This is a genomic window from Paenibacillus hemerocallicola (assembly GCF_006265175.1).
Lineage (GTDB): Bacteria > Bacillota > Bacilli > Paenibacillales > NBRC-103111 > Paenibacillus_AB > Paenibacillus_AB hemerocallicola.
The window spans coordinates 18,872-31,637 of the sequence record NZ_VDCQ01000072.1 but is presented as its reverse complement, the minus strand read 5'-3'; the positions used below and the strand labels follow the sequence as shown (position 1 = coordinate 31,637).

General features: G+C 58.2%; 6 protein-coding genes. 1 reads left to right on the top strand and 5 read right to left on the bottom strand.

Going from position 1 to position 12,766, the window contains the following annotated elements:
• Positions 1-149: 149 nt before the first annotated feature.
• The 4 genes from FE784_RS33955 to FE784_RS33945 are packed head-to-tail and all read right to left on the bottom strand — an operon-like array spanning position 150 to position 4,820.
• A complete protein-coding gene (locus tag FE784_RS33955; RefSeq protein ID WP_139606696.1) occupies positions 150-1,214 on the bottom strand; it encodes a Gfo/Idh/MocA family protein in 1,065 nt (354 codons plus the stop codon).
• Positions 1,211-3,106, bottom strand: coding sequence for an FAD-dependent oxidoreductase (locus FE784_RS33950; RefSeq protein ID WP_176706710.1), 1,896 nt, complete (start codon positions 3,104-3,106; stop codon positions 1,211-1,213). The genes FE784_RS33955 and FE784_RS33950 overlap by 4 nt, the downstream gene beginning before the upstream one ends.
• On the bottom strand, positions 3,081-3,956 hold the full coding sequence (locus FE784_RS41285) for an FAD-dependent oxidoreductase (RefSeq protein ID WP_176706709.1): 876 nt from the start codon (positions 3,954-3,956) through the stop codon (positions 3,081-3,083). Before FE784_RS41285 ends, FE784_RS33950 begins: the two co-directional genes overlap by 26 nt.
• A gap of 33 nt (positions 3,957-3,989) precedes the next feature.
• Entirely contained in the window at positions 3,990-4,820 is an 831-nt protein-coding gene (locus FE784_RS33945) for an AraC family transcriptional regulator (RefSeq protein WP_176706708.1), read from the bottom strand.
• Between the two features lie 309 nt (positions 4,821-5,129).
• On the opposite strand from FE784_RS33945, the gene FE784_RS33940 reads away from it, so the two are divergent.
• A complete protein-coding gene (locus FE784_RS33940; protein ID WP_139606693.1) occupies positions 5,130-6,452 on the top strand; it encodes an ABC transporter substrate-binding protein in 1,323 nt (440 codons plus the stop codon).
• A 192-nt stretch (positions 6,453-6,644) separates the two neighbouring features.
• Here the strand turns inward: FE784_RS33940 and FE784_RS33935 are convergent, their stop codons facing one another.
• A complete protein-coding gene (locus FE784_RS33935; protein WP_176706707.1) occupies positions 6,645-12,638 on the bottom strand; it encodes a carboxypeptidase regulatory-like domain-containing protein in 5,994 nt (1,997 codons plus the stop codon).
• Positions 12,639-12,766: the final 128 nt, after the last annotated feature.

The following is a 12,766-nucleotide window of genomic DNA, read 5'->3' as shown; positions in this document are numbered from 1 at the left end:
GTCCTGACCCATCGCTCGAGCTCCTCCTTTATTCAAACGGCACTCTTTCAATATACATTTTTGTATACATTTTTTTGACAACTAAACAGCACCTTTTGACCTCGCGACGCCGATTCCGTCTCCGGGAATAAGCGCCATCGAATAGTGTCTCATATATTCTCGACCCGAACCGCTTCGCCGCGTCGCGCCGATTCGTACACGCCGTCGACAATTTTTTGCACGACAAGCGCCTGCTCCAGACCCGTGCTCGGCTGGCGGCCCTCCAGCACGGCTTGGGAGAAGTCCGCGAACACCCGCTGGTGCACCGTGCTGAAGGTTTCCTGCCCTTCCCACAACACTTGTTCGGCGATGCTGCCGTCCGCTTCCGCATATTGACTCAGCACGACGCGGGCATTCGATGGCACGACCGGGAAAGTCAACGTGCCGTCCGTGCCGATCAGCTGGCATTCATGCACCCGCTCCCCGACATAATGCTCGCCTTGCTCGATCATCAGCACCGGTCCGTTCTTGAAGCTGACGAGCGCCGACGTCAGAGTCTCCCCGTCCGAGCCCGCTGGTACATGGTCGGCGAACGAATCCGCGATCGTCCACGTGCGGGCGAGAATCGTATCCGGCTCCAGGCTCCAGCCGTTAATGCCAAGAAAGTAGTCCAGCATATACGTCCCCAGATTGGCCAAATTCCCCCCGCCGTTCACTTCCTTGGAGAACCGCCATAGCGGCGGCATCACCTCCGGCTTCGGCTTGGCGCTCGTCTGCCAGCGGCAGCGCATCATCCGCAGCGTGCCGAGCTTCCCTTGCGCGAGCGTATCGGCCACGACGGCCGCCGAATCGAGCAGCCGGGTTCTGGAGGAGGCGCAGCCCGCGATCAGATCGCCTCTCTCCCGGATCAGCCTGCGCACTTCGTCCGCATCGCGGGCGACCGGCTTCTCCGTCAGCACATGCTTGCCGGCGCGAAACGCCTGCACCGCCAGCTCCGTTCGCGCGATCGCAGGCAGCGCCAGCACGACAGCATCGACGTTCGGATCGGCGAACATCGCCTCCGCATCCGTGTAAACGGCGGCGACGCCGAACGTTTCCGCCGCTTTCCTCGCGCTCGCCTCGACCGAGTCCGCTACCGCAGCGGAGCGGATAAACGGAATTGACCGCGCCGCGTTCAAATAGACTTGCCCCATTACGCCGCAACCGACGTACCCGACATTCAGCACTTGTTTCATGCTCTCGCTCCCGTCTTGTCAAACCACGGAGCGATCGTTTTGGCGATAATGCCGCGCACCGTACCCGTCATCTCGTGCAATAATTCGGTATTGCCTTTCAACGTCACGGCCAGCGCGAATCCCGGCTGTCCGACGATCGACTCGATCCCTTCGGCGATATCCCGGCGCAGGCGGTCATGCTTCTCTCCGATCCGGTACAGCGCCATCAACGAAAAGGTGAAATATTGGAAGTAGTAATCGTCATCCGTATTGATAAATTCCGCATCCGTGGACGAATTGACGAACGATTCCCGGTCCCGCATAATCGCCAGCAGTTCGGGGACGATTTCCGCATCCCCCAGCGTGCCCAACAAATAGATCGCCGCATAGCCGCGCACCTGATTGTACTTCCGGCTCGTTTTCGGCACGAATGGATCGCGCGATTGTACGATTTCCCGCAACACCGGCATCGCCGCTTCGTCGCCTTGCAGCGCCAAAGCGAAAGCGCAGTTTTTAGGCAAATGCTCCTCCCATGTCTCGGTCATCCATTCCCGCAGCTGATTGTTCAGGCGCTCGGCGAGCCGCTTGGCCGACCAGATGGCGATTCCCGGCTTCATACCCGATAGCCCCTCGCGAATGGCCGACGGGTCGGTCATCCAGATCGAGGAGGCATCCCTTTCCGAGATCGCCCACGTTTCTTTCGGCAAGCTGGTGTCGCGGAAACGGACATAACCTTGCTCGTTCAGACAGCCCGTCTTTTTCAATTCGGCGGCCAACGGTTCGTAAGGCACTTCTCTCAATGGAACGCCCAGTTCGATGGAGAGCGCCGCGGCGGCGGCGGCGGCTTCGCCTGTCTTATGCATTTCCCGCTTCATCCGGATGCAGCCGGATATATCGTGATCGATAGCGAGGCAACGTCCGGCGGCCAGAAGCCCGTCGTATCCCTTCGGAATCAAAGCCCCGAGCGGGATCGGCACCGAAAAGTTGAGTCCCCACAGCCCCGCGCCGACAATCCAATCCTGCTGATTCGTACTTTCGAACGCAATGTCCTTGCTGTGATTGTCCAGATTGGAATAGGCATAAAACAGCGGACGGTCGCTCGTCGAATCGGTCAGAATAGCTTCCAGCGTCACCTGCTCTTCCCCTTCGATAAACCGGCCTTCGCGAATGCCGAGCAGCGGAGCAACCCGCACGATTCTCGAATGGTCTTCGTACTTGTCCTTCAGATGCGTCGGCAACAGTGCCGATTCGATAATCGCTCGGGACACATCCCCTCCATCGGTCGGATCGACATAGCCGGAGTCGGTATAAAAGGTCGCGATCCGATTGCCGTTGACCATCTCCAGCGCATTGGAGAACGGCTGCGACCGGCCGTCGCTTTCCCTTCCCCGCCGTATCCCGCAGCCCGCCATCGCGCACACCTCGGCGTTGCCGGTACAATCGATCACGATCTTCGCGCCCGCCTCCTGCTGCCCTTCCGGTGAAATCCAGCGCAGCCCCTTCACCGTATTGCCTTCGACGTACACGCCGACTACCGTCGACTCGTACCGAATGTCCATACCCGCGTCCAGAGCGTGGCGTTCCAGCACGAGCTTTTTCAGATCGCCGCTGCTTTTGCCCCGCTTCGGGTATCCGTCGCTCTCCAGCTTGGCGATCTCCTCGTCGAACTCCTCGTGCAAGCCGCCTCTCAGGCCGAAATAATAGCTGAATATGCCTCCGGCCGTTCCGGCCCCGCCCATGCAAGTCAAGCTTTCGATGCCGAGCACGGTCAAGCCGCGACGGGCCGCGGCGATGGCGGCGATCGAACCGGCCGTTCCGAGGCCGGCCACGATTACATCGTATTGGCGGGCAAACGCCGGCTGACCGACTTCCCGCTGTTCCACCCTATTATGAATGCGTTGAGAAAGTTTCATGCCGGATTCCCTCCTTTCCGAATGCAAAGCCCGCTTCAAACGACTGTAAGGCATTGTCGTAGGCGCAAGACGGCAGCCATATGCGACGTTCGCCGACGGCATGCGGTCCCGCTGCCGTACGAACTTCCATGGTGTCGGCCACGACGCCCAGCGTCCAAGCGCCGAACGTTTCTCCGCGTCCCGCCCAATACCGGTGCAGCTTGTTTCTCGCCGCGGGCATGTCATCGTCTGCATCGACGTGGAGCTTCAATATCACTTCGCCTGGAAAACGGCCCTGCAGCACCTCGGCGATTCCGTCCCCGACGACCGGCAGAACGGCTTGCGTATCGACATTGTGCAGCATCGCATTTATTGTTTTGCTTGCGATAACGGGGCGCAGCTCCGGCGAAGACAAGCAGGTTGAAGTCGTATCCACGATTTGATGCGCCAGAATGTGCCACAAGCCGGAGGCGTCAAACAACGTGACCAAATAATCGCCCGTTTGCTCCAGCTCCACGTTGACGACCTCCGTCAAAAAACGTATACGCAAACCGTCCATGGCGATCCGGTTCAGCAGTACGGGCGCCAGCGCGCCGAGATGCAGCCGGCCATCGCCCGACAGCAGGTTGCGCCCCGCAAGCTCCTCCCGCAACGCCCGGCCAAGCTCCGAGGCCGCTTCCCGGACCGGAGTGCCCGGATGGAAGCAAGGAATAAATTCCTGGCCCGGTCCCGACGTTCTTTCGACTGCAAGCGTCCGATCCTTATCCGCATAGGCGAGTCCGATCCCGGCCAGCGTCGCCCCTATTATGAGGACCGACACGGTCTCGGGAGCCGGTCGCGCGCCGGTCGCCGTATATATTTCGCTTGTCAATGCTATCGTCACCTTTCTGTCGCGAATTTTCCGCTAGGCTTTCCTATAAGCTCTGGGCGAAAATCCGGTTTCTTTGGCAAATACTCTCGCGAAGTAAAGCGGGTCTTGAAAGCCGACTCGGAGCGCGATCTCCGAGATCGGCAAATTGCTGTTGCGCAGCATATGCTTGGCGTTGTCCAGCCGCACTCTGGCTATATACTGCATCGGCGAGTAACCCGAGTATTGCTTGAACAAAAAAGAATAATGATTGATCGACAACGACACGCTTTCCGCCAATTCATGCCGTTTGAGCGGCTCGTTATAGTGGCTGCGAATATAATCCATGCTGCGAATAATCGATTGCGTCGTCTCGAGATCGCCCTGCTCGATCCGCTTCTGCTCGCTGATTTGGCAGAGCGCGTTCAGAAAAGCGACCCTCGCCTTCCATTCGAACCCCGTGTCCTTGCCGTGCCACACTTCGTACAGTCGCTGCATCCCGGAGGTGAACAGCTCCTGATCGTGCAGCTGCATGACCGACTCGAACGGCAGACCGGCATAAGCCGGCTCCAAACATTGCCCTGTCTCTCCTTCCCATTCGATCATTTTGTAATCATAGTGGACGGAATAATAGAGAAGAGGACGATCCATGGTACTGCTGAGCAAAAAACGGCAACGAAGCGGGACGTGGAACATGCTTCCGGAAGAGAGCATATGCCGGACGCCGTCCAGCTCGACATGCCCCGTCCCTTCGAAAATATAGAAGAAATTCCGGATGCTTGCCGATCTGACGAGCACCGAGTAATTTTTCTCTTGCCAGTACGAAGGATCGCGCTTCTGCACGCTGATGACTTTGGGATAAAACCGTTCGAAAAATCCCGGTTCCATTATGAACGCTCCGCTCCTTTCATTCTCGACACGCCGTATATGTCCGGTAAGCATGCCGGTGAATCGTCCGCTCTATCTGCATTATAGGGCAGCCTCTCCGGCAAGGAAATGGATGCGCGCATGTCAAATATGGACAATAACACGAAGTTTTGGAACCGATTTCAGCAATTGCCGATACGATCGGGCTATTGTCCATGTTTATCGGGTTGCCCTCCATTTACTTTGCGGCCGTCCGCTGTATACTGAGAATGTAACCGTTTCCTCGGCCGGGTGACGAACATTCGTTTCAGTTGAAGAGGGGGATCTTTCTTGCAACTCGTACACAAAACAAAATGGCTGGCGGCCATCGCCTGTTTGAGCGGAATCGCCACGGCCTGCGGCAGCGGCGGCGACTCCTCGTCCGCGCCTCCGCAGCCCCAGCAGCCCAAAGTCGATTTGAGCGCCCCGGCGGAGCTGTCTATTTTCACGACGATTACTTCCCAGCAGAAAGCGTTCGAGGAAGCCATCGCCAAGCTGAAGACGAAATATCCGCAGTATACGATCAAGCTGCTGCTGCCGACCAAGGAAATTACGCTGGACAGCCTCATCGCCTCGGGCGTCATCCCGGATATCGTGTGGGATTCCGCTTCGGGCATGAAGACGAGCTTGATCGACAAAGGCCTGCAGTACGATATGACCGAATTGATCAAGACATACAAAGTCGATCTGGAGCGCTTCGACCCGTCGACGATTCAAATGATGCGCGAAGCTTCCGGCCAAGGCCGCATGTACGGGCTTCCGGACGACGTCAACGGGACGGTCCTGTTTTACAACAAAGACATATTCGACCGATTCGGCGTCAAATACCCGAAGGACGGCTTGAGCTGGGAAGAGGCATACGATCTGGCCAAGACGTTGACCCGCACCGAAAACAACATCAACTATAAAGGGTTGGGCATGTTTTACAGCTTCCTGATGTCCAGCAATCAGTTGTCGCTGCCCTTGATCGACCCGAAGGAAGACAAGGCGTCGGTCAATACGGACTCCTGGAAGCGGCTGTTCAATACGTATAAGCAGTTCTACGAAATTCCGGGCAACCAGCTCGACAGCAAATTCAACAACTTCAACGGACAGTTGAACGCCTTCTATCAGGATCAAAATGTAGCGATGGTGATTTCCCCCTTGTCCGGCTCCGGACGGTTCGCACAAGCCCAGAACCTGAAGTGGGATATGGCGGCCGCCCCGACGTTCAAGGACGCTTCCAAGACGGGATTTCAAGCCGGCCCCCGATACTTCTTCGTCACGAACGGCAAAAACAAAGAGCAGGCGTTCCAGGTCGTCACGCACTTGCTCACCGACGAGGTGCAGCTGCAAAACAACAAAGAAGGCCGGGCGACCAGCCTGAAGGACGATAAAATTCGCCAGACGTTCGGGCAAGAAGGCGAGCAATTCAAAGGCAAGCATGTCGCGGCCGTATTCTATAATCAGTTTGCGGTATCGCCCGTGCCGAATCCGATCTCTTCCCTGGTCAGCCTCGGCGATATCAATACGGAATTTCTGAATGTGATCGAAGGCAAAAAAGACGTTAATACGGCGCTTCGCGACGCCGATGAGGCGATCAACAAGAAAATCGCGGAAGCAAAGGCCAAGTAAGACGACGAACATGTCAAGGATGCTCATCAAAAAAAGTATGCTCCCGGGGACGCACCTGCGGAGCATACTTTTTTGCCGCCGACTCTACCGCATTTGATTCATATATGCCGTCTCGGAATACAGTCAGTCCCTGCCGCTTTACAGGGCAGGGACTGGCTGAGGTATTGTCCGACGCAACGGTGATCGTCCGATTTAATCCATAGCAGACTCCAGAGCGTCCAGGATAATATAGTAGTTTTGTGCCGAAGCATGCTTCGTCCACGCCGCTTCCACGCGCATCACATGCAGGCCTTCACTCAGCGTTCCGGTATCGTACAGCACTTGCTGGTAGCGGGTCGACCCGCTGTACAGATCGATCGTAGCCTGAAATACTCCATCGATGTAAATGTTCGCCTGACCGTTGTTGACGTGACGGGTGCCGAGCAGTTGGGCCGACGTCCCGTAGAACGGAATGTCCGCATACGCCCCGTTCGATTGCCCCCGATTGACCGTGCCTTCCCAGTAGTTGGTACTGGAAAGACGCGTCCATGTTCCCGAATACGAAATAATCGGAGCCAAATCGTCGATTTTGGCCGCTGCTGGCTCGACTACCACGATCCCGTCGGAACCGGCCGTTACGCTGCCCGATGCATCGACCCCATACGCCTTGTACAGATCGGTCGCAAGACCCGTCGTACTTAATGTCCCGGCCACTCCTGCGGTTACGCTCGTCGATCTGCCGTTCGCCGATGCTCCGGCGGCTTCGATGGCGGTCTTCGTCGCAGCCGTAGAGGCGGGCACCAAATAAAGCGTGCTAGCTTTGGTGCTGGTCGCCTTTACGGACTGCCCCGCGACAATCGGTCCCTCCGTGACGCCGTACAAAGCGGGCTGGCTGAATACGCGCAAAACGTCCAGCGGCACATAATAGTTTTGGGCCGACGCCTGCTTCGTCCACGCGGCTTCCACACGGATGACGTGCAATCCTTCGTTCAGCGGTCCCGTATCGTACAACAGCTGCTGGTACTTGGTAGAGCCGCTGTACAAATCGACTGTCGTCTTGTAGACGCCATCGACATATATATGGGCCCGACCGTTATTGACGTGCAAGGTGCCAAGCAGTTGGGCCGACGTCCCGTAGAACGGAATGTCCGCGTACGCTCCCGCCGATCCCCCGCGATTGACCGTTCCTCCCGAGTAGGAGCCGCTGGAGAGACGCAGCCATGTTCCCGAATACGCGATCACGGCCGAATCGTCTTCGACATCGGCGGCGACGGGCTCGACAACGGCGATTCCGTCCGATCCGATCGATACGTTGCCGTTGCCGTCGATCGCATACACCCGATACAAATCCGTAGTCAAGCCGGTCGTATCCAAAGCGCCGTATACCCCTGCGGTTACGGCGCCCGTTCTTCCGGCCGCCGACGCGCCCGCCGCTTCGATGGCCGTTCGGGTCGCTTCCGTCACAGCCGGGACTAGGTACAACGTGCCATTTTTCGAGCTTTTGGCCGACACGGTGGCGCCCGCTGCAACAGGGCCCGCCGTTATGTTCGTCAGCTTGGGCGGTATTTGATTCGCTTGCAGCACCCGCACCGCATCCAGCGTCACATAATAGTTGGCGGCTTCCTCCCGCTTCGTTCCGGGCACGACGATCCGGAGCGTATGGACGCCTTCCGGCAGCTCGGCCGTTTCATAGAGAAGTTGCTGGTACTTGGTCGACGAACTGTACGTATCGATCGTCGCCTGCCATTCCCCGTCGATATAAATTTCCGCATAGCCGCCATTGAAGCCTACACTGCCGATCACTCTCGCTTGGCTTCCGTAAAACGGGATATCCGCATATGCGTCGACGGACTGCGCCCGCCTCACCGTGCCGCCGTAATAGTTCGCGCTTGAAATATTGGTCCATGTCCCCGTATACTGAATGGCCGGGCTATTGTCGTCGATCACATCGAGACCGGCTTGAATCAGCTGTACGGCTATCCCTGAAGATAAGACACCTTGCCCATCCGACGCGAATACCCGATAAAGCCCCGGCGCCAGTCCCGACGTGCCGATCGATACCGGCACACCTGGCACGGACGCATAGGCGGAGGCGCCTGCCGTTGCCGCGGCCGTCTGGATCGCGGACAAATAAGGCAAGGTCGAGTCGGGCACGAGATACAGCGTACCGTTTTTCGAACTCGTCGCCGATACCGGCATGCCCGCTCCGGCCGCCCCGGTTACGTCCGACAAGCGCGGAGGCGCTTCGCGGAGCAGCGGGATGGCCGTAAATGCCGTCTGACCGGAAGCTACATACACGGCGGCGGATACTTCCCTGCTGTATACGGCTGTGGCGACGGTTGCTCTTCGCACGCCTGCCGGTACGTTCGCCAGCGTGAAGCCGCCGTTCCCGTCCGTATTCGCGGAAAGGCCGGTATAGCCGGATATGTTGACGACGGCCCCTTCCACCGGAGCGCCGTACGGGTCGTATACGACTCCTGTCACCGTGCCTGTCGGCAGCGTCTCGGAAACGGAGCCTCCGCCCCAAGTTTTGTCATGGGCAATGCGGAACGTATGCGTTCCGGTCCATTGCTTGGCCGGGTAATAATTCAATTCGGAACTGCCGTCGCCCCGGACCGTGAAGCCCGGATCCTGCTCCGCCAGCACGATGTCCGTTTTGCCGCCGGACTGCGTAATGCCTCCGACTTTATATCCCCGCGTCATTTGGTCGGGGTGCCGGACGATGACGTATCGGCCGATCAGGTCTGTCGATACGGCCGTATCGGTGACGAGCGCGTTGTACGGATCGCCATCCGCCGTCCGCTTCGTCTCCAGGATCGTTCCCGCAGTAACCCCTGTATCGACGATCTCCGCGCTCCCTTTTCGGAGCAGCGTGCCGCCAATCAGGCGCATTTCCTCCACGGCCCCGCCGTTCAGTCGGATAAAGCCCATCTCGCCTCTCATCGAGATATCGCCGACCGTAAGCAGTTGATCCGGATGGCGGAGATTGCTCAAAATAATATCCGTCGTATTGCCGTACGTGATCCGGATGGCCGTGGCTCCCGCGGGAGCCTGCTCCGGCACCAGTCGGTCGATCCCCTCGATGCGCGCCGTCCCGCCGTCGGCATAAGGCTCCAGCACCGTCGCGAACGTGCTGGTCAAGTTCGTTCCGTCCCGCCGCAGCACCAGCTTCGGCATATCGTGCAGAGAGACGTCGTCGTTATTGTCAAAATCCCGTCCTCCGAGACGGGTAGATCGGATCGAGGGGGAACGGCCGAGAAACAGCTCGTTCGAGCCGTCTTCCAGCAAGCCCGTCACATTCAGCTTCGCCGTCTTTCCCCCGGCGCCGTAGGTAGCCAGCGTGACCCGGTAGCGGTCTTCCGACAGCTGTGCCTGCTTGACGTCCTTGACATATATGTACCCGGGATAATGCCCCTCCGCGCTACCGATCTCGCTTTGGGATTGGGCTTCCTGCGCCTGCACGCCCGGCGGCAGCAATCTCGGACCGTAATCGCTGAGCGGCAGCCCGGTCTGGAAGTAGGCGTCCCGGTTCGCATCGCCCTGCAGCGTATATTCATGGCGATCTCCGCCCGACACTCGGAACAGGTCCAGCACGTACCCTTTCCCGTTTTCGTCCGGGAAAGAGATCATCCACGGCTCCCGGCTGTATTCGCTCGTCTCCGGATAAGCCTCCGCCTGGCTCGCCCGCATCGCCTGGAACGGTCCGCCGCTTGCGCCCGTTACGAATTGCTCGACCTTGCCTCCCGGTCTGGAGCTGTCGTTTATCGTCATATTCCGGCTGTTGACGACAACCGTGTTATGGCCGATGGCGGAGATGGAAAAGTACCGGTATTTGGAATGCGTATATCCGAGGTCCGGGAGCAGTTCCTGACCTTCCGCATACAAATTGATGCCGAGCGGATCGTAATGATTATGTCCGTATTTCGGCGAAAACTGCATGTACAGCTGCGTTTGCTCTTTTCCCTCGCCGAGCGTCAGCCGTCCGATGCCCGAAGAAGGCTGCAGAAGGGCGCCTCTGTCCGGAGCCGGATCGGAAACGTTGGTCGATGCCCACGTATCCTGAATCGGCAGCACTTTATTATCCGGGTACACGAGCGTTTTCGGGAAGCTTCTGGCCTTCTCCAAAATCGGAAACTCATTGTACAGATTGAGATTGTCGAACCTTCTGCCGGTTCGCGGCGATACATAGCCCGCCGGATCGCTGTAGCCTTCCAGCAGCTTGATCGAGCTGATCAGACCGTTCGTCGCCTGGTTATGATACGAGACCGTCACTTCATACCAGGCGCCGTCTGGCAAAAATCGTTGTTCGGCATACCCGTTCATCGACTCGACGGCTATATGAATATATTCCGGCTGCTTCAGCGCCTTGCCGGCTTCGATCAGTCCGTTCCATAAGTAGGAGGACAAGTTGCCGAGCGTCTCCGGGTAGCTGAGCACGTAATCGATCGAAGGCAGGAACATGTCACCGACGATTTTCTGATCGACATCCACCCCGAGCTCGTTGCCGAGCACTTGCAGCGCATCCGTCTGCTGAATATTGGCGAATGCTCGGAACAGCGGACGCAGACTGTTCAGATCGTTGATATACCAGGCATTCCACATGCCGCCCCAGTAATTGAAAGGCGGTCCCGACGTAATGTTCAGCGGCCGGTTGTGCCATCTTTGGTCCGCGGTCGGCACATAATTTTCGTACGCTTGGGCGAATCGGTACAGCAACCGCGCGGCTCCGAGCGGGTCGGTCTTGGAGATCGTCTCCGTTTGGGCGATCGCGCGCGTTCTTTGCAAATACCATAGATGGGCGGTCAGAAAGTACCTCTTCCCTTCGGGGTCCTCATAGTAAGGATACTCCACTTCGACGTTGTTGCGCCCGATCGCCGTCAACACCTTGTTCTCGGGATAAGCCGCATTCGGGTAAACGGTGCTCGTACGATTGGATACGATGCTCTGCCCGTCTTCCGATAGTGTGTACATATCCTCCGGAGACAGCTCCGGCATTTCCGGCAAGCCGATGAAGTCGAACCCGTTCTGGTCCGGAATGAGCTGCAGCGTTTGCTCGACCAGAGAAGAGGCCGGGGCATACGTAACGGCGGTTGCTCCTCCGAACGAAGGCACGTAGTTCAGAGACGTTAAACCGGCTTTTACGAGCTGCTCCTTGTCAAAGGAAACGATCGCCATATACTTGTCGGCCGAGCCGCTGTCCTCCGCAACAAGCTTGAGCCGGTACATGCCGTTTCGCTGGGGAAACGGATGCGCGAAATCGAGCGTCACCTTCGAGCCTGAGGTCGAGACCGCGACATCCTCCAGCTCCTCCCAGTGTCCTCCAGGCCCTTTCCAATCGAGCCGGTACGTGTAGGCGGCCGATGTCGGACGATCAAACGCCAGACGCATTTCCGTCAAACCGACAAATGCCAGCTCCCGATTGGCCGGCAGCCAACGCTCTCCCGGGGCTTCCCCGAAGAAGACGCTTCCAAGAGCGCCGGCGTCGACGACATTGCCCAACAGCGTAACCGCCCCTCCCGAACGATCCATATACCGGGCCGTACGGATCGGCATCCAGGACGACATCGGCTGGGTATTGATGTTGTATACATGGATGATATTCATTCGCCACTCGTCGCCGGGCGATATGCCGCCGGAGAGGCCGAACGAAGAAAGAGGGATCGCCGCTTCTATGGAAAACAAGTCCGTTCCCGGGTGCTCCGCCGACACCGAGGGAAATCCGCTCAGAGCGATGCGCTGCGGCACATCCGTCGGCGCGATCGTCATGTTCCATTCCGTCGTGATCGACCGTTCCGGGTGAACCGGAACGCTGGCCACATAGTGAATCGGCTCCGCCGCCGACGGACTGAAAACGATCTCAATTTGTGAAAGCGCTTCCGAGTAAGGCAAAGACAACGACCCGCCGATATACAAGTTCGTGCTGTCGTAAGCGATCTTGTACTCGGCATTGCCGGCGGCGGGCTCGAACGAGTATATATTTCGGAAATCGCCGAGCGACTCCCCCTGCTGCCATACGGGCTCGTCCAACGTTCCGTCCACGACCGGAGCTTGGCTCCATTCGGGCAATACGGCCCACTTGTTTGCAAAAGGATACACCGGCCCTTCCTCCCCGAACGGCGGCGCTTGTTCCCCCCGTGCCGCATCGGGCAACGCGATGGGCGGAAGCAGCAAGCTCGCCGCGATCAACATCGAAATCCACTTTCGCAATTTCCATTCGCCTCCCTTTCCACGATCTGTTCTGCTGAAAACGACACTGCTTCGAGATCCTCCTTGTCGTCGGAAATACCCGCCGCCCGGCCGAAGCGACGAATTCGATTTCAGTGTATCATTGCGAT

Coding starts and splice junctions, on each gene's coding strand:
- FE784_RS33945 (WP_176706708.1), bottom strand. CDS start 4,820: ATGGAACCGGGATTTTTCGAACGGTTTTATCCCAAAGTCATCAGCGTG.
- FE784_RS33955 (WP_139606696.1), bottom strand. CDS start 1,214: ATGAAACAAGTGCTGAATGTCGGGTACGTCGGTTGCGGCGTAATGGGG.
- FE784_RS33950 (WP_176706710.1), bottom strand. CDS start 3,106: ATGAAACTTTCTCAACGCATTCATAATAGGGTGGAACAGCGGGAAGTC.